Annotated in this window: 25 protein-coding genes; 14 read left to right on the forward strand and 11 right to left on the reverse strand. The window is 69.8% G+C overall.

Annotation, left to right across the window (positions count from 1 at the left end):
• The first annotated feature begins 18 nt into the window (after positions 1-18).
• The 6 genes from P1K89_RS07990 (at position 19) to P1K89_RS08015 (ending at position 6,166) form a co-directional block, all read left to right on the forward strand.
• Entirely contained in the window at positions 19-1,083 is a 1,065-nt protein-coding gene (locus P1K89_RS07990) for a branched-chain amino acid ABC transporter permease (protein ID WP_284615846.1), read from the forward strand.
• Positions 1,084-1,147: 64 nt separating this feature from the next.
• A complete protein-coding gene (locus tag P1K89_RS07995) occupies positions 1,148-2,479 on the forward strand; it encodes an ABC transporter substrate-binding protein (RefSeq protein WP_284615847.1) in 1,332 nt (443 codons plus the stop codon).
• Positions 2,480-2,567: 88 nt separating this feature from the next.
• Positions 2,568-3,374 (forward strand): ABC transporter ATP-binding protein, encoded by an 807-nt coding sequence (locus tag P1K89_RS08000; protein WP_284615848.1) that lies wholly within the window; start codon positions 2,568-2,570, stop codon positions 3,372-3,374.
• 123 nt (positions 3,375-3,497) lie between these two features.
• Entirely contained in the window at positions 3,498-3,800 is a 303-nt protein-coding gene (locus P1K89_RS08005) for a hypothetical protein (RefSeq protein ID WP_284615849.1), read from the forward strand.
• A complete protein-coding gene (locus tag P1K89_RS08010) occupies positions 3,797-5,059 on the forward strand; it encodes a phenylacetate--CoA ligase family protein (protein WP_284615850.1) in 1,263 nt (420 codons plus the stop codon). The genes P1K89_RS08005 and P1K89_RS08010 overlap by 4 nt, the downstream gene beginning before the upstream one ends.
• A 138-nt stretch (positions 5,060-5,197) precedes the next feature.
• A complete protein-coding gene (locus P1K89_RS08015; RefSeq protein ID WP_284615851.1) occupies positions 5,198-6,166 on the forward strand; it encodes a tripartite tricarboxylate transporter substrate binding protein BugD in 969 nt (322 codons plus the stop codon).
• Positions 6,167-6,208: 42 nt separating this feature from the next.
• Here P1K89_RS08015 and dtd read toward each other — a convergent pair whose 3' ends face one another.
• The 3 genes from dtd to tyrS all read right to left on the reverse strand — a co-directional run bounded on the left by dtd (position 6,209) and on the right by tyrS (position 8,423).
• Positions 6,209-6,649, reverse strand: coding sequence for a D-aminoacyl-tRNA deacylase (gene dtd, locus P1K89_RS08020; RefSeq protein ID WP_284615852.1), 441 nt, complete (start codon positions 6,647-6,649; stop codon positions 6,209-6,211).
• 7 nt (positions 6,650-6,656) lie between these two features.
• Complete coding sequence (locus P1K89_RS08025; protein ID WP_284615853.1) at positions 6,657-7,055, reverse strand: DUF5329 family protein; 399 nt, start codon at positions 7,053-7,055, stop codon at positions 6,657-6,659.
• A gap of 114 nt (positions 7,056-7,169) precedes the next feature.
• The gene (tyrS, locus tag P1K89_RS08030; protein ID WP_284615854.1) at positions 7,170-8,423 is read right to left on the reverse strand and encodes a tyrosine--tRNA ligase; all 1,254 of its coding nucleotides are present in this window, start codon (positions 8,421-8,423) and stop codon (positions 7,170-7,172) included.
• A gap of 212 nt (positions 8,424-8,635) precedes the next feature.
• Between tyrS and P1K89_RS08035 the strand changes: the two genes are divergently transcribed.
• Both P1K89_RS08035 and P1K89_RS08040 read left to right on the forward strand, forming a co-directional pair.
• On the forward strand, positions 8,636-10,018 hold the full coding sequence (locus tag P1K89_RS08035) for a M23 family metallopeptidase (RefSeq protein WP_439897959.1): 1,383 nt from the start codon (positions 8,636-8,638) through the stop codon (positions 10,016-10,018).
• A gap of 61 nt (positions 10,019-10,079) precedes the next feature.
• Positions 10,080-11,195, forward strand: a complete 1,116-nt coding sequence (locus P1K89_RS08040; RefSeq protein ID WP_284615856.1) for an anhydro-N-acetylmuramic acid kinase — start codon at positions 10,080-10,082, stop codon at positions 11,193-11,195.
• A gap of 81 nt (positions 11,196-11,276) precedes the next feature.
• Here the strand turns inward: P1K89_RS08040 and erpA are convergent, their stop codons facing one another.
• The 5 genes from erpA to rplM all read right to left on the reverse strand — a co-directional run bounded on the left by erpA (position 11,277) and on the right by rplM (position 13,804).
• Positions 11,277-11,651 carry an iron-sulfur cluster insertion protein ErpA gene (gene erpA / locus P1K89_RS08045; protein ID WP_284615857.1) on the reverse strand — a complete coding sequence of 125 codons (375 nt, stop codon included), beginning with the start codon at positions 11,649-11,651 and terminating at the stop codon, positions 11,277-11,279.
• A 60-nt stretch (positions 11,652-11,711) separates the two neighbouring features.
• A complete protein-coding gene (locus tag P1K89_RS08050; RefSeq protein WP_284615858.1) occupies positions 11,712-12,110 on the reverse strand; it encodes a bactofilin family protein in 399 nt (132 codons plus the stop codon).
• Positions 12,111-12,156: 46 nt separating this feature from the next.
• Positions 12,157-12,870: a DUF6776 family protein gene (locus P1K89_RS08055; protein WP_284615859.1), complete on the reverse strand. Its 714-nt coding sequence runs from the start codon at positions 12,868-12,870 to the stop codon at positions 12,157-12,159.
• Positions 12,871-12,973: 103 nt separating this feature from the next.
• Positions 12,974-13,366, reverse strand: a complete 393-nt coding sequence (gene rpsI / locus P1K89_RS08060; RefSeq protein WP_284615860.1) for a 30S ribosomal protein S9 — start codon at positions 13,364-13,366, stop codon at positions 12,974-12,976.
• 9 nt (positions 13,367-13,375) lie between these two features.
• Positions 13,376-13,804: a 50S ribosomal protein L13 gene (gene rplM, locus P1K89_RS08065; protein ID WP_284615861.1), complete on the reverse strand. Its 429-nt coding sequence runs from the start codon at positions 13,802-13,804 to the stop codon at positions 13,376-13,378.
• A 331-nt stretch (positions 13,805-14,135) separates the two neighbouring features.
• Here rplM and P1K89_RS08070 point away from each other — a divergent pair, with 331 nt between their 5' ends.
• The 6 genes from P1K89_RS08070 to P1K89_RS08095 all read left to right on the forward strand — a co-directional run bounded on the left by P1K89_RS08070 (position 14,136) and on the right by P1K89_RS08095 (position 20,014).
• A complete protein-coding gene (locus tag P1K89_RS08070) occupies positions 14,136-14,873 on the forward strand; it encodes a GNAT family N-acetyltransferase (RefSeq protein WP_284615862.1) in 738 nt (245 codons plus the stop codon).
• A 211-nt stretch (positions 14,874-15,084) separates the two neighbouring features.
• Positions 15,085-15,861: a DUF2726 domain-containing protein gene (locus P1K89_RS08075; protein ID WP_284615863.1), complete on the forward strand. Its 777-nt coding sequence runs from the start codon at positions 15,085-15,087 to the stop codon at positions 15,859-15,861.
• On the forward strand, positions 15,858-16,901 hold the full coding sequence (locus P1K89_RS08080) for a serine/threonine protein kinase (RefSeq protein ID WP_284615864.1): 1,044 nt from the start codon (positions 15,858-15,860) through the stop codon (positions 16,899-16,901). The genes P1K89_RS08075 and P1K89_RS08080 overlap by 4 nt, the downstream gene beginning before the upstream one ends.
• An 8-nt stretch (positions 16,902-16,909) precedes the next feature.
• Positions 16,910-18,013 (forward strand): sensor histidine kinase, encoded by a 1,104-nt coding sequence (locus tag P1K89_RS08085; protein WP_284615865.1) that lies wholly within the window; start codon positions 16,910-16,912, stop codon positions 18,011-18,013.
• Positions 18,001-18,705 carry a LytR/AlgR family response regulator transcription factor gene (locus P1K89_RS08090; protein WP_284615866.1) on the forward strand — a complete coding sequence of 235 codons (705 nt, stop codon included), beginning with the start codon at positions 18,001-18,003 and terminating at the stop codon, positions 18,703-18,705. Before P1K89_RS08085 ends, P1K89_RS08090 begins: the two co-directional genes overlap by 13 nt.
• Before the next feature lie 100 nt (positions 18,706-18,805).
• Complete coding sequence (locus P1K89_RS08095) at positions 18,806-20,014, forward strand: acyltransferase family protein (RefSeq protein ID WP_284615867.1); 1,209 nt, start codon at positions 18,806-18,808, stop codon at positions 20,012-20,014.
• Here the strand turns inward: P1K89_RS08095 and htpG are convergent.
• From htpG to P1K89_RS08110, 3 genes are all read right to left on the reverse strand, one after another.
• Complete coding sequence (gene htpG, locus P1K89_RS08100) at positions 19,992-21,893, reverse strand: molecular chaperone HtpG (protein WP_284615868.1); 1,902 nt, start codon at positions 21,891-21,893, stop codon at positions 19,992-19,994. The two genes, P1K89_RS08095 and htpG, sit on opposite strands and share 23 nt — an antisense overlap.
• Before the next feature lie 156 nt (positions 21,894-22,049).
• Positions 22,050-24,410, reverse strand: coding sequence for a xanthine dehydrogenase family protein molybdopterin-binding subunit (locus P1K89_RS08105; RefSeq protein WP_284615869.1), 2,361 nt, complete (start codon positions 24,408-24,410; stop codon positions 22,050-22,052).
• The gene (locus P1K89_RS08110) at positions 24,407-24,892 is read right to left on the reverse strand and encodes a (2Fe-2S)-binding protein (protein ID WP_284615870.1); all 486 of its coding nucleotides are present in this window, start codon (positions 24,890-24,892) and stop codon (positions 24,407-24,409) included. The genes P1K89_RS08105 and P1K89_RS08110 overlap by 4 nt, the downstream gene beginning before the upstream one ends.
• Positions 24,893-24,896: the final 4 nt, after the last annotated feature.

The raw sequence follows: 24,896 nt of genomic DNA on the forward strand, positions 1-24,896 counted from the left end.
ACACACCGGAGACCGATCATGCTCTACCGCGAGAACGGCCAGTTCAAGACCTCCTACCGTGCCGACCAGCAGATCTTCCCGATCCTGCAGGACAAGGTCGTGATGCTGTCGCTGCTGGTGCTGGCGGCCGTCGCCGTGCCGCTGGTCGCGCCGGAATACCTGTTCCGCGCGATCCTGATCCCCTTCCTGATCCTCTCGCTCGCCGCGCTGGGGCTGAACATCCTGGTCGGCTACTGCGGCCAGATCTCGCTGGGCACCGGCGGCTTCATGGCGGTGGGCGCCTACGCGGCCTACAACTTCTTGATCCGCATCGACGGCATGCCGCTGGTGCTGGCGATCCTGATGGGCGGCGTCTGTGCGACGGTGGTGGGCGTGGTGTTCGGCATTCCGTCGCTGCGCATCAAGGGCCTGTACCTGGCGGTCGCGACCCTGGCGGCGCAGTTCTTCACCGACTGGGCCTTCCTGCGAATCAAGTGGTTCACCAACGACTCGTCGTCGGGCTCGGTGTCCGTCGGCGACCTGTCCATCCTGGGCTGGAAGATCGACACGCCGGCCGAGAAGTACCTGTTCTGCCTCGCCTTCGTGCTGGTGTTCGGGCTGATCGCGAAGAATCTGGTGCGCGGCCACATGGGCCGCGCCTGGATGGCGATGCGCGACATGGACGTCGCGGCCGCGGTGATCGGCATCCGGCCGATGCACGCGAAGCTCACCGCGTTCGCCGTCAGCTCGTTCTTCGTCGGCGTCGCCGGCGCGCTGTGGGGCTTCGTGCACCTGGGCTCGTGGGAGCCGGCGGCCTTCTCGATCGACCGCTCGTTCCAGCTGCTGTTCATGGTGATCATCGGCGGCCTGGGCTCGATCATGGGCAGCTTCTTCGGCGCCGCGTTCATCGTCGTGCTGCCGATCGTGCTGGACAACCTGCCGTACTGGTTCGGCATTCCGATCGACACGGCCCTGGCCTCGCACCTGACCTTCATGATCTTCGGCGCGCTGATCGTGTTCTTCCTGATCGTCGAGCCGCACGGCATCGCGCGGCTGTGGTCTACGGCCAAGGAAAAGTTGCGGCTGTGGCCGTTCCCGCATTGAGTCTTCGGGACTCACAAGAGCACTGACGAGTGCAGTAAAGCAGTACCCACCTCTGGAGGCAGACATGAACATGAAGTCCCTTGCGTTGACAGCCGGCGTCGTTGCGGCGGCTTGCAGCACCCTGCTCTCGGCGCCGGCGTTCGCGCAGGCCAAGGAGCAGTTCTTCCCGGTGCTCGTGTACCGGACCGGCGCCTACGCGCCCAACGGCGTGCCCTTCGCCAACGGCTACGTCGACTACCTGAAGCTGGTGAATGCCCAGGGCGGCATCAACGGCGTCAAGCTCAGCTTCGAGGAGTGCGAGACCGGCTACGCCACCGACAAGGGCGTCGAGTGCTATGAGCGCCTGAAGGGCAAGAACGGCGGCGCCACGGTGTTCCAGCCGCTGTCCACCGGCATCACCTTCGCGCTGACCGAGAAGGCACCGACCGACAAGATCCCGCTGATCACCGCCGGCTACGGCCGCAGCGAATCGGCCGACGGCGGGGTCTTCAAGTGGAACTTCCCGCTGGTAGGCACCTACTGGGTGGCCGCCGACGTGCTGGTGCAGCACATCGCGAAGAAGGAAGGCGGCTTCGACAAGCTCAAGGGCAAGAAGATCGCCCTCGTCTACCACGACAGCCCCTACGGCAAGGAGCCGATCGCGCTGCTCACCGAGCGCAGCAAGATGCACGGCTTCGACCTGAGCCTGCTGCCGGTGGCCCACCCGGGTGTCGAGCAGAAGGCCACCTGGCTGCAGATCCGCCAGAGCCGGCCCGACTACGTCTTCCTGTGGGGCTGGGGCGTGATGAACTCCACCGCGGTGAAGGAAGCCGTGGCCACCGGCTATCCGCGCGAGAAGATGTACGGCGTGTGGTGGGCGGCCGCCGAGCCCGACGTCAAGGACGTCGGCGACGGCGCGAAGGGCTACAACGGCCTCGCGCTGCAGCACGGCGCCGGCAAGGGCAAGGTGCACACCGACGTGCTGAAGATGGTGCACGACGCCGGCCAGGGCACCGGCCCGAAGGAAGAAGTCGGCACCGTGCTGTACACGCGCGGCCTGATGAGCGCGATGCTGGCGGTCGAAGGCGTGCGCCGCGCGCAGGAGCGCTTCGGCAAGGGCAAGGTGATGAGCGGCGAGCAGACCCGCTGGGGCCTGGAGAACCTCGCGCTCGACCAGAAGAAGCTCGAGGGCCTGGGCTTCGCCGGCGTGATGCGCCCGGTCTCCACCAGCTGCAACGACCACATGGGCGCCGCCTGGGCGCGCGTGCAGACCTGGAGCGGCAACGCCTGGCAGTTCACCTCCGACTGGTACCAGGCCGACGAGCAGATCCTCAAGCCGATGGTCAAGCAGGCCGCCGACAAGTACGCCGGCGAGAAGAAGCTCACCCGGCGTGCCCCGGAAGACTGCCAGAGCTGATCTCGAGTCGAGCTGATCCCGAGGGCCCGGGCCGGGCCCTCGTTCAAGCGCAGCGGGCTGTGCTTGAACGAGTCAAGGAAGACGCTGCATGAACACCACCCTCCTGAACGTCAACGGCATCGAGGTCATCTACAACCACGTGATCCTGGTGCTCAAGGGCGTCTCACTGCAGGTGCCCGAAGGCAAGGTGGTCGCGCTGCTCGGCGGCAACGGCGCCGGCAAGACGACGACGCTGCGCGCGGTCAGCAACCTGCTGTCGGGCGAGCGAGGCGAAGTCACCAAGGGCTCGATCGAGCTGCGCGGCGAGCGCATCGAGGCGCTGTCCACCGCCGAGATGGTCGACCGCGGCGTGGTGCAGGTGATGGAGGGCCGGCACTGCTTCGCGCACCTCACCATCGAGGAGAACCTGCTGACCGGCGCCTATACGCGCAAGGACGGCAAGGCGGCCGTGCAGCAGACGCTGGAGAAGGTCTACAACTACTTCCCGCGTCTGAAGACGCGCCGCGGCTCGCAGGCCGCCTACACCTCCGGCGGCGAGCAGCAGATGTGCGCGATCGGCCGCGCGCTGATGGCCAATCCGAAGATGGTGCTGCTCGACGAGCCGTCGATGGGCCTCGCGCCGCAGATCGTCGAGGAGGTGTTCGAGATCGTGAAGGACCTGAACACCAAGGAGCGCGTGACCTTCCTGCTCGCCGAGCAGAACACCAACATCGCGCTGCGCTATTCCGACTACGGCTACATCCTCGAGAACGGCCGCATCGTGATGGACGGCGCCGCGAAAGACCTGCGCGAGAACGAGGACGTCAAGGAGTTCTACCTCGGCATGGGCGGCGGCGACCGCAAGAGCTTCCGGGACGTGAAGTCGTACAAGCGCCGCAAGCGGTGGCTGGCGTGATGAGACCCCCCCGTAGCGGCCTGGCGGCCGCCTCCCCCCAGGGGGCGCCACCAGCGGCCCGGCAGAGCCGGTTCCGCGGTGGCCGCTTGAATGAGCCCGGCATGCGCGCGCGGAGCTTCTTCGATGAGTGATGACTTCTTTGCACTTCCCCCTTTCAGACCTGCGGAAGCCCTGGTGCAGCTGAAGCGCACGTTGCGCGACCTGCGCACGCTGACCGAACGCGGCAACGCCTACGAGCTGAAGGGCTCGCGCATGATCGAGCTCGACGCCGGCGACAAGCAGATCGACGCGCGCCTCGCGAAGCGCCCGATGCGCGGCGGCACGCCGGAGTGGGACCGTTTCGTGCTTGCAGGCAGCCCGGACGTGCGCAAGTTCACCGACGAAGTCAAACGCCGGCTCGCGCGCTGGACCGAGGAGGATCGATGAGCGATTTCTTTGACGCGCAGGAGACGCGCGATCCCGCCGCGCGCGAAGCGGCGCTGCTGGCCGCGCTGCCGGGCCAGGTCGCCCGTGCGCAGCAGGCCAGCCCGGCGATGGCCGAGCTGCTCGACGGCATCGATGCACGAGCGGTGACGAGCCGCGCCGCGCTGGCAACGCTGCCGGTGCTGCGCAAGCACGAGCTGCTGGAGCGGCAGAAGGCGCAGCGCGCGGACGATCCTTTCGGTGGTTATTCGGCGATCGGCTGGAAGGGTGTCGCCGGCGGCCGCGGCGCGAAGCGCGTGTTCCAGTCGCCCGGGCCGATCTACGAACCCGAAGGCATCGCAGGCGACTACTGGCGCATGGCCCGCGCGATCTACGCCGCGGGCTTTCGCGAGAACGAGCTGGTGCACTGCAGCTTCAGCTACCACCTGACGCCGGCCGGCGCGATGATGGAAGCGGGTGCGCACGCCATCGGCTGCACCACCTTCGCCGGCGGCATCGGCAATACCGAGCTGCAGCTACAGGCGGTGGCCGATCTCAGGCCGCACGGCTACATCGGCACGCCGAGCTTCCTGAAGATCCTGGTCGAGAAGGCCGCCGAAACCGGCGCTCGCATCGGCTCCATCACCAAGGCGATGGTCGGCGGCGAGGCTTTCCCGCCGTCGCTGCGCGACTGGCTGCGCGAGCGCGGCATCGAGGGCTACCAGAGCTACGCCACCGCCGACGCCGGCCTGATCGCCTACGAGACCACCGCCCGCGAAGGCCTGGTGCTCGACGAGGCGGTGATCCTCGAGATCGTGCGCCCGGGCACCGGCGATCCGGTGAACGACGGCGAGGTCGGCGAGGTCGTCGTCACCGTGCTGAATCCCGACTACCCGCTGATCCGCTTCGGCACCGGCGACCTGTCGGCGGTGCTGCCGGGGCCCTGCCCGACCGGCCGCACGAACGCGCGCATCCGCGGCTGGCTGGGCCGCGCCGACCAGACGGCCAAGGTACGCGGCATGTTCGTGCACCCGAGCCAGGTCGCCGAAATCGTCCGCCGTCATCCCGAGGTGGTGCGCGCGCGCCTGGTGGTCTCCGGCGAGATGGCCAACGACCGCATGACCCTGCGCGCGGAAGTGGCGAATGCGCCCGATGGCCTCGCCGCGGCCATCGCCACCAGCATCCGCGACATCACCAAGCTGCGCGGCGAGGTGGAGTTCACGCCGCCGGGCGGCCTGCCCAACGACGGCAAGGTGATCGAGGACGCACGCAGCTACAGCTGAGTCCGGCAGGCCGGAAACTGATCCAGCGCAACGCGCCACGATGCGGGCCGTTGACTAGGTAGTTCCCGACAGTCGGCGGGATCGACCCGCTCTTAGCATCCGGCTTCCCTACCGTCCCCGAAAGACCAGGAGACCGAGATGAAGAAGCTGCTGCTCGCCACCACGTTGGCCGCCATCGCCGGCACCGCTGCCGCCGAGTACCCCGAGAAGCCCATCACCATCGTCGTGCCCTTCGCGGCCGGTGGCCCGACCGACAAGGTCGCCCGCGACCTCGGCGAGGCGCTGCGCACGAAGATCGGCCAAGTCATCGTGATCGAGAACGTCGGCGGCGCCGGCGGCACGCTGGGTGCGTCGAAGGTGTCGAAGGCGGCGCCGGACGGCTACACGCTGCTGCTGCATCACATCGGCATGGCCACCTCGCCGGCGCTGTACCGCAACCTGCCCTACAAGACGCTCGAGGACTTCGAGTACCTCGGCATGATCAACGAGGTGCCGATGACCGTCGTCGGCCGGCCCACCCTGCCGGCCAACAACATGGCCGAGCTGCTGAAGTGGCTCGAGCAGAACAAGGGCAAGATCAACCTCGCCAATGCCGGCCTGGGCGCCGCGTCGCACCTGTGCGGCCTGCTGTTCCAGCAGAGCCTGAAGATCGACATGACCACGGTGCCGTACAAGGGCACCGCGCCGGCGATGAACGACCTGCTCGGCGGCCAGGTCGACATCATGTGCGACCAGACGACCAATACCACCGGCCAGATCGAGTCCGGCAAGATCAAGGCCTACGCGGTGACCACGGCCAAGCGCCTGACGACGCCGGCGCTGGCCAAGCTGCCCACGCTCGACGAGTCCGGCCTGAAGGGCTTCAACGTGTCGATCTGGCACGGCCTCTACGCGCCCAAGGGCACGCCGAAGGCCGCGCTCGACAAGATCAACACCGCGCTGAAGGCCGCGCTGAAGGATGCCGACTTCATCAAGCGCGAAGAAGCGCTCGGCGCCGTCGTGGTGACCGATGGCCGCGTCAACGGTGCCGAGCACAAGAAGTTCGTCGAGGCCGAGATCAACAAGTGGGGCCCGGCCATCAAGGCTGCCGGCCAGTACGCCGATTGATCGTCGACCGAGCCTGAAGCCCGGGCCGGCGCAGGGCGCCGGTCAGGCGATCTGGAGCGGAATCGTCACAGGACCGTCGTTGGTCAGGCTGACCTTCATGTCGGCCCCGAACTGCCCCGCCGCCACCTGTGGGTGGCGTGCGCGGGCCAGTTCGAGCACTTTCTCGTAGAGCCGCCGGCCCAGCTCGGGACCGGCCGCACCGGTGAAGCTCGGGCGATTGCCGCCCGACACGTCGGCCGCCAGCGTGAACTGGCTGACGATCAGCAGCCCGCCGCCGATGTCGACGACGCTGCGGTTCATCTTGCCGGCGTGATCGCTGAAGATGCGCAGCTTCAGCAGCTTGTCGACCAGCTTGCCGGCCTGCAGGTCGGTGTCGCCGGGTTCAGCGCAGACCAGCACCAGCAGCCCGGCGCCGATCGCGCCCACGACCTGGCCGTCGACCTCGACGCGGGCCTCGCTGACCCGCTGCACCAGCGCCAGCACGAAGCCGCTAGCGACCGCTCGCGGCGGCGGCCTTGTCCAGCCGCGCCAGCTCCACGCGCAGGAAGTCGCCGGCCGGCATCTCGCGCCCGTCGGTCAGGCGCACCCAGTAGAGCTGGCCGGTGGTCGTCGAGCGCGTGCCGCAGAGGGTGATGAAGTCCTCGGCGGTCTTGATGTCGTCCGAGTAGTACCGGAGCTTGCCGCGCAGGAACTGCACCGCGGTGTCGGTGTCGTGTTCCTTGCCGTTGCGCACGAGGCGCATGTCCTTGCGCGTGCCGACCATCACGATCAGGCGCTCGATGCGCGCCATCTCGGCGGCCGGAGGACCGGCCTGTGCGGCGCCGGCGAGGCCGGAAATCAGGGCCCCGAGCAGGCAGCAGAAGCCGCGGCGGCCGGTCGACGTCAACATGACGGTCATTGTGAAGGAGCCGGCAGCGGCCGGATCGACGCGAAAGCCCGGGGTTTCCCGGTCATTGCCGGCGATCCGGTCCGAAACCGGCGCCGGCATTGCGGGCGATGGCGCTCAGGCCGTCAGCGTCACCCGCGCGAACTTGCGCTTGCCCACCTGCACGACGCAGGTGCCGGCGTCGACCTTCAGCCCGCGGTCGCTGATCACTGCCCCGTCGATGCGCACGCCGCCCTGGTCGATCAGGCGCAGCGCCTCGCTGGTCGACGGCGCCAGGCCCGCCTGCTTCAGCAGCGCGCCGATCGCCAGCGGCGCGCCGCCCAGTTGCACCTCGTCGATCTGGTCCGGGATGCCGCCGCGGGCGCGCAGCTCGAAGTCGCGCTCGGCGCCGTCGGCCGCCGACGCACCGTGGAAGCGGGTGACGATCTCGCGCGCGAGCATCACCTTGGCGTCCTTCGGATTGCGACCGCCTTCGACCTCGGTCTTCAGCGCCGCGATGCGTTCGGCCGGCAGCGCGCTCAGCAGCGTGAAGTAGCGCCACATCAGCGTGTCGCTGATCGACAGCAGCTTCGCGAACATCGTGTTCGGTGCTTCCGTGATGCCGATGTAGTTGCCCTTGCTCTTGGACATCTTCTCGACGCCGTCCGTGCCTTCGAGCAGCGGCATCGTCAGGATGCACTGCGGCTCCTGGCCGTACTCCTGCTGCAGGTGCCGGCCCATCAGCAGGTTGAACTTCTGGTCGGTGCCGCCGAGCTCGAGGTCGGACTTCAGCGCCACCGAGTCGTAGCCCTGCATCAGCGGGTACAGGAACTCGTGCACGCTGATCGGCGTGCTGGCGTGGAAGCGCCTGTGGAAGTCGTCGCGCTCCATCATGCGCGCCACCGTGTAGCGCGCCGCCAGCTGGATCATCCCGCGCGCGCCGAGCGGGTCGCTCCATTCGCTGTTGCGTCGGACCTCGGCGCGCTCGATGTCCAGCACCAGCGCCAGCTGATCGAAGTAGGTCTTGGCGTTGTCCTCGATCTGCTCGCGCGTCAGCGGCGGGCGGGTCGAGTTGCGGCCGGAGGGGTCGCCGATCATCGACGTGAAGTCGCCGATCAGCGGGATCACCGTGTGGCCCATGTCCTGCAGCTGGCGCATCTTCTGGAACACCACCGTGTGGCCCAGGTGCAGGTCGGGCGCGGTCGGGTCCAGGCCGAACTTGATGCGCAGCGGTTGGCCGGTGGCTTCCGAGCGCGCCAGCTTGCGCAGCCACTCGTCGGCCGGCAGCAGCTCCTCGCAGCCGCGCTGGGTGATCGCCAGCGCTTCGCGGGCGCGATCGGTGACCGGGAATTGCGGCGCCGCCGCCACACTGCTGGATTGGGGGCTTGACATCGGTGCTGGATTTGCGGGTTTACGGGGTTCTACGAAGCGACCCGAAGGACCCGGTTGTTATACTGCCGCCTCGTTTGCGGGGTTCAGGACACTGGGTGCCCTGGCGGTCGGCCAGGTCCCGCCCCCGAGCGGCCCTCGATTCTAGGGGACGCTCCCCGCAGCCTCCTGTTCATCGCTCGGCCTGGCCGGTCGAAGCCTGGGTAGGGACTTTTTTGTTGAATTCGATCAAGCAAACATCGCTGTCGCTGCTGCAGCGCCTGAACGATGCGGCCCACCGGCATCCGCGCCGGGTCGCGGCGGGCGTGTGCACCGTGCTCGCCGGCTTCGCGGTCACGGCCTTCGGTATCGCGCCGATGGCGCCCGATGCCGCCGAACTGCCGCAACGCCTTGTCACTGAAGAGCTGACGCTTACCGGCATCGACCAGCAGCTCGAAGCGCTCGCCCAGCATGCGCTGGAGCTGTCGCGCAGCGACCTGACGCGCGCCAGCGACACCGCTGACAGCCTGCTGCGCCGCCTCGGCGTCGCCGATGCCTCGGCCGCCGCCTTCATCCGCAGCGACCGCGACGCGCGCCGCCTGCTGGAAGGGCGTGCCGGCAAGATGGTCCAGGTGACCACAGACGACGGCGGCGCGCTGAAGGAACTGGTCGCGCGCTTCCCGGCGCTGGACAGCGCGCAGACCGCCACCCACTTCAGCCGCCTGACGATCAGCCGCGTCGCCGGTCGCTGGCTGACGCGGCTGGAAACTGCGCCCCTTATCGGCCAGGTGCGCCTGGGCAGCGGCACGATCCGCTCGTCGCTGTTCGCCGCCACCGACGAGGCGAAGCTGCCCGACAGCATCGCCACGCAGATGGTCGACATCTTCTCGACCGAGATCGACTTCCACCGCCAGCTGCGCAAGGGCGACACGTTCAGCGTCGTCTTCGAGGCGCTGACGGCCGACGACCAGCCGATCACCTGGAACGAAGGCACCGGGCGCATCCTGGCCGCCGAGTTCACGAACAACGGCAAGACCGCGCAGGCGGTCTGGTTCAAGGACGGCCACGGTCGCGGCGCCTACTTCAGCCCGGACGGCCAGAGCAAGAAGCGCGCGTTCCTCGCCAGCCCGATGGAGTTCTCGCGCATCACTTCCGGCTTCGCGATGCGCCTGCATCCGATCATGCAGACCTGGCGGGCGCACAACGGCGTCGACTATGGCGCGCCGAGCGGCACGCCGGTGCGCACGGTCGGCGACGGCGTCGTCGATTTCGCCGGCTGGCAGAACGGCTACGGCAACGTCGTGCAGGTCAAGCACGGCGGCGACAAGACCACCGTCTACGCGCACCTGAGCAAGCTCGAGGTCCGCAAGGGTCAGCGGGTCGAGCAGGGCCAGCGCGTCGGTCTCGTTGGCGCGACCGGCTGGGCCACCGGCCCGCACCTGCACTTCGAATTCCGCGTCGGCGGCCAGTTCCAGGACCCGCTGAAGATCGCACGCGCCGCCGAGACGGTGGTGATCGACGCCACCGCCCGTCCGCGCTTCCTGCAGACGGCGGCGGCCGCCAGTGCGCAGCTCGATGCCGCCGAATCGCTGATCGGCCGCCGCGGAGACGGCGAGTAAACCTCACCGTCGTGACCCCGCCGGCCGTTCCGAAGGGCTCAGCCGTGCGGAGGGTAGTCCCGTGACCCCTTGGTTCATCGGCCTGATGTCGGGCACCTCGCTCGATGGCGTCGATGCCGTGCTCGCCCGCTTTCCCGCGAACGCGCCGATGCAGGTGCGCGCGCATGCGCACCGGCCGATGCCCGACGCGCTACGCGCCGAGCTGCTGGCGCTGAACCGCCGCGGCGACGACGAGGTCCATCGCGCCGCGCTGGCGGCCAATGCCGTCGCCGAGCTGTACGCCGCCGCGGTGCACATGCTGCTCGCCGAAGCCGGTGCCGCTACCGCAGACATCCGCGCGCTCGGCGCCCATGGCCAGACCGTGCGCCACCGGCCGGCCGAGTTCGACGGCACCGGCTACACCGTCCAGTTGCTCAACGGCGCACTGCTGGCGGAGCGCTGCGGGATCGACGTGGTCTGCGACTTCCGCAGCCGCGACGTCGCGGCCGGCGGACAGGGTGCCCCGCTGGTGCCCGCCTTCCACGCCGCGCGCTTCGGCCGCCCGGGCGAGGCGCTGGCGGTGCTGAACATCGGCGGCATCGCCAACCTGAGCCTGCTGCATGCCGACGGCTCGGTCGGTGGATTCGATACCGGGCCCGGCAATACGCTGATGGACCACTGGTGCGAGCGCCACCACGGCGCCGCGTTCGACGACGACGGCCGTTGGGCGGCCAGCGGCGCGGTGCGCGAAGCGCTGCTGGCGCAATGGCTGGCCGAGCCCTTCTTCCAGCGCGCGCCGCCGAAGAGCACCGGCCGCGATCTCTTCGATCCGGCCTGGCTGGCTGCCGGCCTGGCGGCGCAGCCGGGCCTTCAGGCGGCCGACGTGCAGGCGACGCTCGCCGAGCTCACCGCGCGCAGCGCGGCGCAGGCGCTGCAACGCCATGCCCCGTCAACGAGCCGCCTGCTGGTCTGCGGCGGCGGGGCGCTGAACGGCCACCTGATGCGGCGGCTCACCGCGCTGCTGCCGGGCATCGTCGTCGGCTCGACGGCGGAGGCCGGCCTGCCGCCGCTGCAGGTCGAAGCGGCGGCTTTCGCCTGGCTCGCGCAGGCCTTCGTCGAGCGGCGGCCGGGCAACCGGCCGGAGGTCACCGGCGCGCGCGGCCCGCGCGTGCTGGGCGTGCTGCATCCGGCGTGCTGAACGGCGTCACGCCGCTCTGCCCAACCGTTCGCGCAGCAAAAAGCCGCCCGCAGGCGGCTTCTGAAGGGGATCGGGTGCGCGTCAGACCGAGAAGCTCGATCCGCAGCCGCAGGTCGTCTGCGCGTTCGGGTTCTTGATCACGAACTGCGCGCCCTGCAGGTCTTCCTTGTAGTCGATCTCGGCGCCGACCAGGTACTGCAGGCTCATCGCGTCGATCAGCAGCGTGACACCGTTCTTGTTCATCTGCGTGTCGTCGTCGTTGACCACCTCGTCGAAGGTGAAGCCGTACTGGAAGCCGGAGCAGCCGCCACCCTGCACGAAGACGCGCAGCTTCAGGTCGGGGTTGCCTTCTTCGGCGACCAGGTCGGCCACCTTGCTCGCGGCGCTGTCGGTGAAGACCAGCGGCGCAGGCATTGCATTCGATTCAGGGGCCAGGGTTTCAGCGACGGCGGTCATGGCTTTGAGGACTCCAACAGACAGACAACAAGGATACTCGGAACGGTTCAGGCGTCGTGATCAGGCATCGTTCGAGGCCGCCAGTTTCAGTGCCGGCCGCTCGCCGGCCTTGAGCGGGCGCAACTCGCCCTCGATCAGCGCACCGGGGTGCATCTCGAGCAGCTCGTAGCGCACATCTCCCACGATGCGGGCTTTCGGCTGCAATTCAAGCAACTCGTTCGACTCGACCGGGCCGGTGACTTCACCGTTGATGATCACATGGTCGGCCTTCACCTTGCCCTGTACCCGGGCTTTCTCGCTGATCACGAGGATGCTGCGCGCTTCGCCCGACGCGATCACGTCGCCCTGCACCTCGCCGTCGATGCGCAGGCCGTCCTGGAAACGCAGCTCGCCGCTGATGCGCGTGCCCTCGCCGACGAGCGAACGGATCGGCGGTTGCGCCTTCTTGCCGGACCACATCGTGGAAGCCTCCTCGGTTGGGCTGGACCCGGTGCCCTGGATCGGGCTAGAGCCGGGTGGTCTGCGTGGCGCGCACGGCGCCGCCTGCATCGGTCACCTTGACCTGCACGGTTTTTACCACGGCCCCCGGCGGGTGCTCGAGCACACCTTCGAGGCGGGCGTACTGCTTCAGCTTCAGCGCGCGCGGGCCGTCCGGTGCAGCCAGCATCCATGGCCGGCCGTCGAGCGTGCCGGCCAGCGTCAGCTCGACGTGGCCGGCAAACTCCGGCGCCGCCTTGCCGCTCTGCATCAGCAGCAACTGGTAGCGCAGCCGGCCCGGCATCTGCGGCTCGACCTGCAGGCTGCGCACGGCCACGCCCTGGTCGGCCGGCCCTGCCGGCAGCAATTTCTCGAAGAAACCCAGGTCGGCCTGCAGCGCCATGTTGGCCGCCTCGAGCTGGCGCAGCTGCTGCGCCAGCTTGTCCTGGGCCGCGCGTTCGCTTTTAAGCAGGCTGTCGGCCGCATGGGCGAGCGACTGGGCCGCATCGCGCTGCTGGCGCAGCCGTCCGACCTCGTCGCGCAGCTGCGCCAGCTCGGCCTTGGCCTGGCGGTCGAGGCCCGCGATGTCCTTGCCGAGCTCGAAGGCCCACAGCGCGATCGCGCCCGAGAAGCCCAGCACCAGCGCAACGAAAGCCCAGCGCAACGGCCACGGCAGGTGCCGCCGCACGATGACGCGCGGGGCACTGATCGACAGGCGGCGGCGCAGCAGCTTCCAGCGCATGGGTCGACGTGGACGGGCTCCAGGGACGACAAGGGCCGAGAAACGACAAGGGCCGCACTGGGGCGGCCCTCGTCGGGATGCTTCGCGGAACGCGAAACCTCGGTCAGCGCTTGCTGAACTGCTTGCGGCGGCGGGCGCCGTGCAGGCCGACCTTCTTGCGCTCGACTTCACGCGCGTCGCGCGTCACGAAGCCGGCACGGCTCAGGTCGGGCTTCAGCGTCGCGTCGTAGTCGATCAGCGCGCGGGTGATGCCGTGACGGACCGCGCCGGCCTGGCCGGATTCACCACCGCCGGACACGTTCACCTTGATGTCGAAGGTGGCCTCGTTGTTCGTCAGCAGCAGCGGCTGCTTGCAGATCATGATCGAGGTCTGGCGGCCGAAGTACTGGTCGACGGGCTTGCCGTTGACCACGATCTGGCCTTCGCCACGCTTGATGAACACGCGGGCCACCGAAGACTTGCGGCGGCCGGTGCCATAGTTCCAATTGCCGATCATCACCGCTCCTTAGATTTCCAGCGCCTTCGGCTGCTGGGCGGTGTGCGGGTGCGAACCACCGGCGTACACCTTCAGCTTCTTGATCATCGCGTAGCCGAGCGGGCCCTTGGGCAGCATGCCCTTGACGGCCTTCTCGATCGCACGGCCGGGATGACGCGCCTGCATGTCCTTGAACTTGGTGGCGTAGATGCCGCCCGGGTGGCCCGAGTGGCGGTAGTACACCTTGTCTTCGGCCTTGTTGCCGGTGACGCGGATCTTGTCGGCGTTGACGATGATGATGAAATCACCGGTATCGACGTGAGGCGTGTAAATGGCCTTGTGCTTGCCGCGCAGTCGGAGTGCCACTTCGCTGGCGACACGTCCGAGCACCTTGTCGGTGGCATCGAGCACAAACCACTCGTGCTTCACTTCGGCCGGCTTGGCGCTGAAGGTCTTCATGAGGGTCTCTCTGGGATCAAGGTCACCCTGCTCGGCCGCCTGTCATCGATAAGATCAGGTGGCCGGCGCAGAATCACCGGAAGACGGCTGTTCGGAGCCCGGGTGGCCTTCGGAACTGCTTATCAAGGCAGCCTCTCAGGGCCCGCGGCGCCGATCGCATCGCTGCAATCTTGGCGCCCACACTCCACCCCGCCGTTTTGGGGAAGCCGCGGATTATAGCCACAAGCGCCGCCCCACCGGGCATGGCCGGAGTCGGCGACCGGGAGACTTGACTACGGCCGGCGCCGCCAGCCCGCTAGTATCCGGGTAATCACTTAGTCGGAGGTCTTCGATGACCGCTTCGATAGACGCCCACGGCCCCTCGGACCCGCAGCACGCGGACCGCAACCAGGCGCTCGGCGCCGCGCTGCCACCGGACGCGCCGGCCAAGAAACCGCCCGAGCGCAGCTGGATTCCGATCCGCTCGCTGGGGCCGGCCCACCGGCCGCGCATCCTCGAGCACCTGCTCTCGCTGTCCGAGCACGATCGCTACCTGCGCTTCGGCTTTCCCGCCACCGATGCACAGATCGAACGCTACGTCGACGGGCTGGACTTCGATCGCGACGAGGTGTTCGGTGTCTTCAACCGCAAGCTGAAGGTGATCGCGCTGGCGCACCTGGCCTATGCGGGCGACGGCTACCCGGCCGACACGCCGGCCGAGTTCGGCGGCTCGGTCGCCGAGCATCTGCGGGGCCGCGGCTTCGGTGCGCGCCTGTTCGAACACGCGATGCTGCATGCCCGCAACCGCGGCATCGACAAGCTCTTCATCCACGCGCTGAGCGAGAACACCGCGATGCTGCGCATCGCGCGCAAGGCCGGCGCCACGGTGCAGCGCAGCGGCGGCGAGTCGGATGCAACGCTGACCTTGCCGCCGGAGACGCTGGCCTCGCAGGTCGAGCAGCTGGTCGGCGAGAGCGCGGCGGCGATCGACTACCAGCTGAAGCAGCAGGCGCGCGCGGTCGAAAACTTCATCGACGCGCTGGTCGAGGTGCGCTCCGGCGTCGGCAAGAGCGGTCCGGCGGGGGGCTGACCTGCCGTTGCGGCAGGCCGCTGGCCCCCGCGATCCGGGGACGCCTTTTCCCCCGAATTGAGCACGCGGCGGCGCGGCGCCCCCGAGCCCGAGGGGGCCGGGCCCGCAGGGGCGACGGTAATATCATCCGACCGCCAGTTCCTCGTGCTTCCCTCACTGCTGTGTGCCGTGCCGCGCGGCTGATCTGGCCGTCGCAAGTAGTCCGAGGCCCATGCAGCAGACCCTTCCCTGGATCATCGCCCTGGTCGCCGTCGCAGTCCTGGCGCCCGCCGTGGTGTGGTTCTGGTTGAGGCCGCGCAAGCCCGCCAAACCCAAGCCGCTGCCGCAGGAATGGGCGCTGACCGCACGACCGGTGTTCAGCACCGACGAGCGCCGCGTCTATCGCCAGCTGCGCGAGGCGCTGCCGCATCACATCGTGCTGTCGAAGCTGCCGCTCGTGCGCTTCTGTCAGCCGAACGATCCGCAGCAGGTGCGCTACTGGTACGAGCTGCTGGGCTCGATCCACGTCACCTTCGCGATCTGCAGCGCCAACGGCCGCGTGCTGGCAGCCATCGACCTCGCCAGCGACCGCGCGAACCAGACACGCTCGATGCAGATCAAGCAGGCGGTGCTGGGGGCCTGCCGCGTGCGCTACCTGCGCTGCCCGGTCGACCACCTGCCGTCGATTCCCGAACTGCAGCTGCTGGTGCCGCAGAGCGCGGCCGCGTCGCGCGGCCCGCAGCCGGCACCGGCGGTCTACCGCGCGCGCGACTCGCTGGCCACGGCCGTTGCGTCGCGCCGCCGAGAGCGCACGACCCTGTGGCAGGACTCCGGCTTCTTCCACGACTCCTTCTTCTCGCCCGAAGGCCGCGACGCGCCGAACAGCGAGATGGGCGCGCTGGGCCCGTCCAGCCGCGCCGGCGAGCTGCCGAACGAAGGCCCGCCGACGCTGCCGCCGGACGAAACGGGCGATGATCGGCCGCATCGCCCACCGCCGCTGCGCCATTGACCTCCGATTCTTCGCCTGACCAGGCCCCGCCGCACGAGCATCCGTACGACCGCCTGACGCCGCAAGCCGTGCTCGACGCGCTCGACGGCGCGGGGCTGCATGGCGACGGCCGGCTGCTGCAGCTCAACAGCTACGAGAACCGCGTCTTCCAGGTCTTCCTCGAGGACGGCAGCGCGATCGTGGCCAAGTTCTACAGGCCCGGCCGCTGGAGCGACGCGCAGATCCTCGAGGAGCACGCCTTCGCGCTGGAACTCGCCGCGGCCGAGGTGCCGGTGGTCGCACCGCTGGTGCTGGACGGCGGCGCCACGCTGGTGCACACGACCCTCGACGGCCAGCCTTTCCGCTTCGCTGCCTACCCGCGCCGCGCCGGCCGCGGGCCGGAGCTGGAAGACCTCGAGACGCTGCGCTGGCTGGGGCGGTTCATCGGCCGGCTGCATGCGGTCGGCGCTGAACGGCCGTTCGCGACGCGGCGCCGACTCGATCCGCAGACCTTCGGCCATGCAGCGCGGGACCGCATCCTGGCGCTCGACCTGATCCCGCCGGCGCAGCTCGATGGCTGGCGCCGTGCGTGCGATGCCGCACTGGAAGCGATCGATGCCGCCTTCGCCGCGGTCCAGCCGCTCTCGATCATTCGCCTGCACGGCGACTGCCACCCCGGCAACATCCTGTGGCGCGAAGAAGGGCCGCACATCGTCGACCTGGACGATGCCTGCAACGGCCCGGCGATCCAGGACCTGTGGATGCTGCTGTCCGGCAACCCCGCGTCGATGCGTTCGCAGCTGGCCGCTGTCCTGGCGGGTTATCGCCAGTTCCGCCGCTTCGACACCCGCGAGCTCGCGCTGATCGAGCCGTTGCGCACGCTGCGCATGATCCACCACAGCGCGTGGATCGCCGAGCGCTGGAACGATCCGGCCTTCCCCGCCGCGTTCCCGTGGTTCGGCGGCCCCGGCTACTGGGGCCAGCAGACCACGCAGCTGCACGAGCAGGTCGAGGCGATGGCCGAGCCGCCGCTGGAGCTCGGGCCGATCGACTTCGACTGACCCACGCGATGCGCGTTGCGCCGGCCGATGTGCTGCTGCCGCGGCTGGCGACGCCGCAGCGCCGCCGCCTGCTCGCCGGGTTCGCCATCGCCTGGCTCGTCTTCTGGGCGCTGATGACGCTGGTCGGCGTGCAGGAGCACCTGCGCAGCGGCGGCACCCAACCCTGGCATCGCGTGCTCGACGAGACGACGTCGATGCTCGTCGCCACGGCCGTGGGGATCGTCCAGTGGCAGTGGGGCGTGCGCCTGGACCGGTTCCTGCAACGGCCGTGGCAGTGGTTCGGCCGCGTGCTGGGCGTGCTGCCGCTGGTGGCGCCGCTGTTCGTCGGCGCGATCTACGGGCTGCGCGCGCTGGTGCTGGTGCTGGCCGGCGAACCGGTGCGCTTCGATCCGTGGCCGGTGCTGATGCGCCACGAGATCCCGAAGTTCGCGATCTTCTACGCCCTCTTCAGCGGCGTGCATTTCGGGCTGCGCTCGTACCGCGCCTGGCTCGCCGAACGGCTGCGCGCCGAGCGGCTGCAGGCGCTGACGCACGAGGCGCAGCTCGCGCAGCTGACGCAGCAGCTGCAGCCGCATTTCCTGTTCAACGCGCTGAATACGATCGCCTCGTTGATCCACGACGATCCGCAGCGCGCCGATGCACTGCTGCAGCGCCTGGCCGCGCTGCTGCGCGCGGCCTCCGACGTCGCACAGCGGCCCGAACAGCCCCTGGCCGACGAGCTCGCGCTGTTGCGCGGCTACGCCGACATCATGCTCGAGCGCTTCGGCGCGCGCGCCCGCATCGAGTGGCGCGTCGACGATGCGACGCTCGCCTGCCGCGTGCCGACGCTGGCGCTGCAGGTGCTGCTGGAGAACGCGTTCAAGCACGCCGTCGAGCGCCGACGCGCCGCGACGACCATCGTGGTCGAGGCCCACCGCGATGGCGGCCGGCTGCGGCTGGCGGTCAGCGACGACGGCGGCGGGCTGGCCGGCGCGCCGGTCTTCGGCGTCGGCCTCGGCAATCTCGAGCGCCGCCTGCGGGTGCTGCATGGCGGCGCGGCGACCCTCGCCCTTCGTTCGAATGCGCCGGCCGGCGGCGTGCGCGCAACGCTGGAGATGCCATGCGCGTGCTGATCGTCGATGACGAGGCGCCGGCGCGACGCCGCCTTCAACAACTGCTGGCGCCGATCGACGGCATCGACGTGGTTGGCGAAGCGGCCGATGGCGAAGCGGCGCTGGCGCTGGCCGAGCGCCTGCGGCCGGACCTGATGCTGCTCGACGTTCAGATGCCCGAGCTCGACGGCCTCGCGGTCGCCGCGTCGCTGCCCGACGACGGGCCGGCGGTGGTCTTCGTCACCGCACACGATGTCTACGCACTGCAGGCCTTCGACGCGCAGGCGCTGGACTACCTGCTCAAGCCGGTGGCCGCGGACCGGCTCGCGCGTGCCATCGAACGCGCCCGTCGCCGGGCCGCGCCGCGTGCGACCGTGCCGACGCGCCAGTTGCTGGTGCCGACGCGGCAGGGCGGCGTCGCCGTGCTGCCGTGCGCCGAGATCCACTGGCTCGAAGCCGCCGACAACTACGTGACGCTGCATGCCGGCGGGCGTGAACACCTGCTGCGCCGAACCCTCGGCGGCCTGCTCGCCGACCTGGGCGACGACTTCGTGCGGGTGCATCGCGGCGCCGCGGTGGCGCTCGACCAGGTCGCGCTGGTGCGCCCGAACGACAAGGGCGACGCGCGGATCGTGCTGCGCTCGGGCGCCGAGGTCGCCTGCAGCCGCGCCTACCGACCGGTGCTGCTGGAGCGGCTCGCCGCACGCGACTGAGCCGGCGCGCTGCACCCGGCGGGTCCCGGCTCGCCCCGCGCCGCCCCCGGCTCGTCCCGCAGGCATGGCGCCGGGCGCGGGCGCTGCCTAGCCTGCGGGCATGAACGACACCGCCCTCCCCACCGCGCCACCGCGCCTGTACTTCCTCGACTGGCTGCGCGCCGCCGCCTTCGGCCTGCTGATCCTGTACCACGTCGGCATGTACTACGTCAGCTGGGACTGGCACCTCAAGAGCCCGCACGCCGGCCCGGCGATCGAGCCGCTGATGCGCTTGAGCTCGCCGTGGCGGCTCGCGCTGCTGTTCCTGATCTCCGGCGCCGCGATGTCGCTGCTCCTGCAGCGCCGTCCGGCAAGCTTCCTGCGCGAACGCTCGAAACGCCTGCTGCTGCCCTTGCTGCTCGGCATGCTGGTGATCGTGCCGCCGCAGGCCTACCTCGAGGTGATGCACAAGGTGGCCTACGGCGGCAGCTATGGCGACTTCATGCGGCTGTACCTCAGCGGCTACGGCGGCTTCTGCCGCGGCCAGGACTGCCTGATCCTGCCGACCTGGAACCACCTGTGGTTCGTCGCCTACCTGTGGGTCTACTGCGTCGCGCTGTGGGCGCTGCTGAAGGCCTGGCCGGCAGCGCTGGATCGACTGACGGCGCTGGCCGGGCCGCATCTGCGGGGCTGGGGCCTGCTGCTGTGGCCGGCCGCGCTGCTGGCGCTGTGGCGCTGCCTGCTCGCCGCGCGATTCCCGACCACCCACGCGCTGGTCGACGACGTCTACAGCCACGCGCTGTACTTCAGCGTCTTCGGGCTCGGTGCGGTGCTGGCGCGCATGGCAGACTGGGCCCGCTTCGAGCGGCCGCGCTGGATCGCGCTGGGCGTCGCGCTCGGCCTGTGGACCTTGCTGGCCGCGTACTTCGCGACCTACTCGAACGCCGTGCCGCCACCGGAATGGATGCGCCAGCTGCAGCGCGCCGGCTACGGCGCCCTGCAATGGCTGGCGATCGTCGCCGCGCTCGGCTTCGCGCACCGCCACTGGAACCGCGACCACTGCTGGCGCGAAACCGTCGTCGAGGCGGTGTTCCCGGTCTACCTGCTGCACCAGACGCTGATCCTGCTCGCCGCCTGGTGGCTGCGGCCGCTGCAGCTGCACCCGGCGCTGGAAGCGCCGCTGCTGATCGCCGCGACCGCCGCCGGCTGTATCGGCGGCTACCTGATCGCGCGGCGCCTCGGCCCGCTGCGCGTCTGGTTCGGCCTGGGCCCCGCCGCGCGCACGGCGAGGCCGCTCACATCGAACGTCAGGCCGCCAGCAGCCGCGTGACACGCGACACGTAGGCCGCCGGGTCCTCGAGCTGGCCGCCCTCGGCGAGCAGCGCCTGGTCGAACAGGATGTGCGCCAGGTCGTCGAAGCGCGCGTCGTCGCCGGCCAGGCGCTTGACCAGCGCGTGCTCCGGGTTCACCTCGAGGATCGGCTGCGCCTTCGGCGCGTCCTGCCCGGCCTGCTTCAGCATGCGGGCGAGGTGCGCGCTCATGTCGCCTTCCTCGACGACGACGCAGGCCGGCGAGTCGACCAGGCGCGTCGTCACGCGCACGTCCTTCGCGCGGTCCTTCAGCGCCGTCTTCAGCTTCTCCAGCGTCGGCTTGAAGGTCTCGGCCGCGGCTTCGGCCTGCTTCTTCTCTTCTTCGTCCTGCAGCTTGCCGAGGTCGACCGCGCCCTTGGCCACGCTCTGCAGCGGCTTGCCCTCGAACTCGTAGAGGTGGCTCAGCATCCATTCGTCGACGCGGTCGACGAGCAGCAGCACCTCGATGCCCTTCTTCTTGAAGATCTCGAGCTGCGGGCTGGACTTCGCGGCGGTGAGCGAGTCGGCGGTGATGACGTAGATCGCCTCCTGGCCTTCCTTCATGCGCGACACGTAGTCGGCGAAGGAGACGCCCTCGTCGGCATGGGTCGATGCGAAGCGGTACAGCTTCGCGAGGCGCTCGCGGTTCTGGTGGTCCTCGCCGATGCCTTCCTTCAGCACGGCGCCGAACTCGTTCCAGAACTTCTGGTACTTGGCCTTGTCCTCGGCCGACTCACTGTCGGCCAGCGCCTCCAGCATGCCGAGCACGCGCTTGGTCGAGCCCTCGCGGATCGCCTTGACGTCGCGGCTTTCCTGCAGCAGCTCGCGGCTGACGTTCAGCGGCAGATCGGACGAGTCGATCACGCCCTTGACGAAGCGCAGGTACACCGGCATCAGCGCCTCGGCGTCGTCCATGATGAAGACGCGCTTGACGTACAGCTTCACGCCGCCGCGCTTGTCGCGGTTCCACAGGTCGAACGGCGCCTTCGCCGGCACGTACAGCAGCTGCGTGTACTCGCTGCGGCCCTCGACGCGGTTGTGCGTGTAGGCCAGCGGCGGCTCTGTGTCGTAGCTGATCTGCTGGTAGAAGGCCTGGTACTCGGCGTCGGTGACGTCGCTCTTGGCGCGCGCCCACAGCGCGGCGGCCTTGTTGACCGTCTCCCACTCGTCCTTCGTGACCTGCTGCTGCTTTTCGGAGTCCCACTCCTCCTTGCGCATCAGGATCGGCAGCGAGATGTGGTCGGAGTACTTGCCGATGATCGACTTCAGGCGCCAGGTCTTCAGGAACTCGTCGGCTTCCTCGTCGCGCAGGTGCAGGATGACGTCGGTGCCGCGGGCCTCGCGTGTGATGTCCTCGAGCTCGAACTCGCCGGTGCCTTCGCTGGACCAGCGCACGCCCTTGTCCTTCGGCCAGCCGGCACGGCGGGTCTCGACGGTGATGCGGTCGGCGACGATGAAGCCCGAGTAGAAGCCGACGCCGAACTGGCCGATCAGGTTGGCATCGGCCTTCGCCTTGCCGGCCTGCTCGTCGTCCTTCAGCTTCGCCATGAACTCGCGCGTGCCGCTCTTGGCGATGGTGCCCAGGTGCGACGCGGCTTCGTCGGCGCTCATGCCGATGCCGTTGTCGCGGATGGTCAGCGTCTTCGCCTCGGCGTCGAAGAAGACGCGCACTTCGAGGTTCGGCTGGTCCTCGTACAGCGCGGCATCGTCCAGGGCCTCGAAGCGCAGCTTGTCGCAGGCGTCGGAGGCGTTGGAGATCAACTCGCGCAGGAAGATTTCCTTGTTCGAGTACAGCGAGTGGGTGACGAGGTGCAGGATCTGCTTGACCTCGGCCTGGAAGGCGTGGGTGTGCTTGCTCATGGGTGGATGGAGGCTGGCGTTCTGCTTCAGTGGCGGACGGCGCCGGCCTCGGAGGCCGGCGCCCATGCGGGGCCGCATTTTGGGCCGGGCCGGCGCGTTTCAAGATGCCCAGCGAGGACCAGGCCTCGGGGCGCGGCGAGCCGCGCCTTGTCCGGCTCAGCCGCGGAAGGGCGACGGCTCGATGTCGGCCAGGTTCAGCGCGCGCCACACCCGCTCGGCCGTCAGCGGCATCTGCAGCCCTTCGGCGCGGTCGCCCAGGCCCGCGTGGTCCAGCGCGTCGATCACCGCCAGCACCACCGCCGGCGTCGCGCCGATGGTGCCGAGCTCGCCGACGCCCTTGACGCCCAGCGGGTTGGTCGTGCACGGGATCGAGGTATCGAAGACCGTCTTGAAGCCGATGAAGCCGTCGGCATGCGGCAGCGCGTAGTCCATCAGGCTGGCGCTCTTCAGCTGGCCGGTTTCGGCGTCGTAGCTCACCACCTCGCACAGCGCCTGGCCGATGCCCTGCACCGCGCCGCCCTCGATCTGGCCGCGCACGATGGTCGGGCTGATCACGCGGCCGATGTCGTTGACCGACGCATAGGCGACGATCTGCACCGCCCCGGTCGCGCGGTCGATCTCGACCTCGCAGACATGGCAGCCGTTGGGCCAGGTCGGCCCGCCGGCCTTGGTGCTGGCATCGACGCGGATGGCCGCGCCCGGCTGGCGCGCAGCGAGCTCGAAGAGGCCGATGCCGAGGTCGGTGCCGGCCACCTCGAAACGACCCGCGCGGTACTCGATGTCGCCGGCCGGCGCTTCGAGCGCATCGGCGGCCAGCGCCTTCGCATCATCGACCGTCTTTCGCGCGGCGACGTCCACCGCCGAGCCGCCGGTGAACAGCGAGCGCGAGCCGGCCGAGCCGAAGCCGTTGAGCCGGTCGGTGTCGCCCTGCAGCACGCGGATGCGTTCGATCGGCACGCCGAAGACGTCGACCGCCAGCTGCGCGTAGCTGGTGACGATGCCCTGGCCCATCGCCTGCGTCGCCGAGCCGATCTCGATGAAGCCGTCGCCGCTGACGTTGATCGTCACCCGCTCGTCCAGCACGTTGCCGCCGGTCCATTCGAGGAAGGTGGCCAGGCCGCGGCCGCGCAGCCGGCCGCGCGCCCGCGATTCGGCGCGCCGCGCGGCGAAGCCGCTCCAGTCGGCGAGCTGCAGCCCCTGGTCGAGGATCTGCTCGAAGCGGCCGGAGTCGTAGACCTGCGCCATCGCGCTGCGGTAGGGCATCTGCTCGGGGCGGATCATGTTGCGGCGGCGCAGCTCCGACGGGTCGAGCTTCAGCCTGCGCGCGGCCGCATCCATCAGCCGCTCGATCAGGTAGATCGCCTCGGGCCGGCCGGCGCCACGGTAAGCGCCGGTGGTCGCGGTATTGGTCATCACCGCGCGGTACTGCAGGTCGACCGCCGGGATGTCGTAGATGCTGGTCGAGACCCACGGGCCGATCAGGATCTGGATCGCGATGCCGGCGCCGCTGGCATACGCACCGACGTTGGCGACGCCCCGCACGCGCAGCGCCAGCGCCCGGCCGTCCGGGCCCAGCGCCAGTTCGGCGCGGCTGGTGACGTCGCGGCCATGCGCCGCGGACAGGAATTCCTCGATGCGCTCGGCGCGCCACTTCACCGGCTGCTTCAGTTGCAGGGCCGCCCACGCGACCGCGATGTCCTCCGGGTAGGCGCCGGTCTTCATGCCGAAGCCGCCGCCGACGTCGCCGACCTGCACCCGCACCTGCTCGGTGGTCAGCCCGGGGATCGAGTCGACCAGTCCGCCGCGCACCGCCGTCGGCATCTGGCTCGACAGGTCGACGTAGAGCCGGCCGCCGTCGTCGGCATGGGTGCGCGCGATGATGCAGCGCGGCTCGATCGGCGTCGGCGCCAGGCGCTGGTTGTGCACGTCGACCGTCACGACGTGCGCGGCGGCCGCGAAGGCCGCGTCGGTGGCCGCGGCGTCGCCATGCCGCATCTCGGCGGCGATGTTGTCGGGCGCCTCGTCGCACAGCACCGGCGCGCCCGGGGCCATCGCGTCGAAGGGGTTGGTCACCGCCGGCAGCTCGTCGATGTCGACCCACACCGCGTCGGCCGCGGCGCGGGCTTCGGCCGGCGTGCGCGCCACCACCGCGACCATCGGCTCGCCGACGTAGCGCACCCGCTCGTGCGCCAGCGCGCGCCGCGGCGCGCTGGCGGTGGGCGAGCCGTCGCCGCGCTTGAAGCCGGGCACCGGCATCGGCTTGACCCCGGCGGCGACGAGCTCGGCGCCGGTGTAGATCGCGACCACGCCCGGCATCGCGCGCGCCGACTCGGTGTCGATGCCGCGGATCACGCCGTGCGCGTAGGTCGAGCGCAGGAAGACCAGGTGCAGCTGGCCCGGGTAGTCGAGGTCGTCGGTGAAGCGGCCGCGGCCGGCGACCAGCGCGGCGTCCTCGACGCGGTTGATCGCGCGACCGCTGCCGAAGCGGCCGACGGCATCGTCGAAGCCGGCGCTCATCGCGTCTGTCCCGAAGCCTGCGCCGCCTGGCGGACGGCGGCGACGATGTTGACGTAGCCGGTGCACCGGCACAGGTTGCCTTCCAGCGCGTGCTGGATCTCGGCGTCGGTGGGCGTCGGGTTCTCGCGCAGCAGGCAGGCCGCGCTGACCATCATGCCGGGCGTGCAGAAGCCGCACTGCAGGCCGTGGCAGTCCATGAAGGCCTGCTGCACCGGGTGCAGGCGGTCGCCGGCCGGGTCGGGTGTCGCCAGGCCCTCGACGGTGGTCACGTCGCGGCCGGCACATTGCACCGCCAGCACGTTGCAGCTCTTGACCGCCTGGCCGTCGAGCGCGACGGTGCAGGCCCCGCACTGCGCGGTGTCGCAGCCGGCGTGCGTGCCGGTCAGGCCGAGCGGGCCCCGCAGCAGCTCGATCAGCAGGGTTTCGGGAGCCGCATCGACGCTGATCGCGCGGCCGTTGACGTTCAGGCGGAGGGAGGACATCGCT

It is taken from the genome of Aquabacterium humicola (assembly GCF_030167915.1).
Classification (GTDB): domain Bacteria; phylum Pseudomonadota; class Gammaproteobacteria; order Burkholderiales; family Burkholderiaceae_C; genus Pseudaquabacterium; species Pseudaquabacterium humicola.

Coding starts and splice junctions, on each gene's coding strand:
- tyrS (WP_284615854.1), bottom strand. CDS start 8,423: ATGTCAAGCCCCCAATCCAGCAGTGTGGCGGCGGCGCCGCAATTCCCG.
- P1K89_RS08010 (WP_284615850.1), top strand. CDS start 3,797: ATGAGCGATTTCTTTGACGCGCAGGAGACGCGCGATCCCGCCGCGCGC.
- P1K89_RS08015 (WP_284615851.1), top strand. CDS start 5,198: ATGAAGAAGCTGCTGCTCGCCACCACGTTGGCCGCCATCGCCGGCACC.
- P1K89_RS08105 (WP_284615869.1), bottom strand. CDS start 24,410: ATGAGCGCCGGCTTCGACGATGCCGTCGGCCGCTTCGGCAGCGGTCGC.
- P1K89_RS08025 (WP_284615853.1), bottom strand. CDS start 7,055: ATGTTGACGTCGACCGGCCGCCGCGGCTTCTGCTGCCTGCTCGGGGCC.
- P1K89_RS08000 (WP_284615848.1), top strand. CDS start 2,568: ATGAACACCACCCTCCTGAACGTCAACGGCATCGAGGTCATCTACAAC.
- rplM (WP_284615861.1), bottom strand. CDS start 13,804: ATGAAGACCTTCAGCGCCAAGCCGGCCGAAGTGAAGCACGAGTGGTTT.
- P1K89_RS07990 (WP_284615846.1), top strand. CDS start 19: ATGCTCTACCGCGAGAACGGCCAGTTCAAGACCTCCTACCGTGCCGAC.
- erpA (WP_284615857.1), bottom strand. CDS start 11,651: ATGACCGCCGTCGCTGAAACCCTGGCCCCTGAATCGAATGCAATGCCT.
- P1K89_RS08110 (WP_284615870.1), bottom strand. CDS start 24,892: ATGTCCTCCCTCCGCCTGAACGTCAACGGCCGCGCGATCAGCGTCGAT.
- rpsI (WP_284615860.1), bottom strand. CDS start 13,366: ATGATCGGCAATTGGAACTATGGCACCGGCCGCCGCAAGTCTTCGGTG.
- P1K89_RS08070 (WP_284615862.1), top strand. CDS start 14,136: ATGACCGCTTCGATAGACGCCCACGGCCCCTCGGACCCGCAGCACGCG.
- P1K89_RS08075 (WP_284615863.1), top strand. CDS start 15,085: ATGCAGCAGACCCTTCCCTGGATCATCGCCCTGGTCGCCGTCGCAGTC.
- P1K89_RS08095 (WP_284615867.1), top strand. CDS start 18,806: ATGAACGACACCGCCCTCCCCACCGCGCCACCGCGCCTGTACTTCCTC.
- P1K89_RS08050 (WP_284615858.1), bottom strand. CDS start 12,110: ATGTGGTCCGGCAAGAAGGCGCAACCGCCGATCCGTTCGCTCGTCGGC.
- P1K89_RS08090 (WP_284615866.1), top strand. CDS start 18,001: ATGCGCGTGCTGATCGTCGATGACGAGGCGCCGGCGCGACGCCGCCTT.
- P1K89_RS08055 (WP_284615859.1), bottom strand. CDS start 12,870: ATGCGCTGGAAGCTGCTGCGCCGCCGCCTGTCGATCAGTGCCCCGCGC.
- P1K89_RS07995 (WP_284615847.1), top strand. CDS start 1,148: ATGAACATGAAGTCCCTTGCGTTGACAGCCGGCGTCGTTGCGGCGGCT.
- P1K89_RS08085 (WP_284615865.1), top strand. CDS start 16,910: ATGCGCGTTGCGCCGGCCGATGTGCTGCTGCCGCGGCTGGCGACGCCG.
- P1K89_RS08005 (WP_284615849.1), top strand. CDS start 3,498: ATGAGTGATGACTTCTTTGCACTTCCCCCTTTCAGACCTGCGGAAGCC.
- htpG (WP_284615868.1), bottom strand. CDS start 21,893: ATGAGCAAGCACACCCACGCCTTCCAGGCCGAGGTCAAGCAGATCCTG.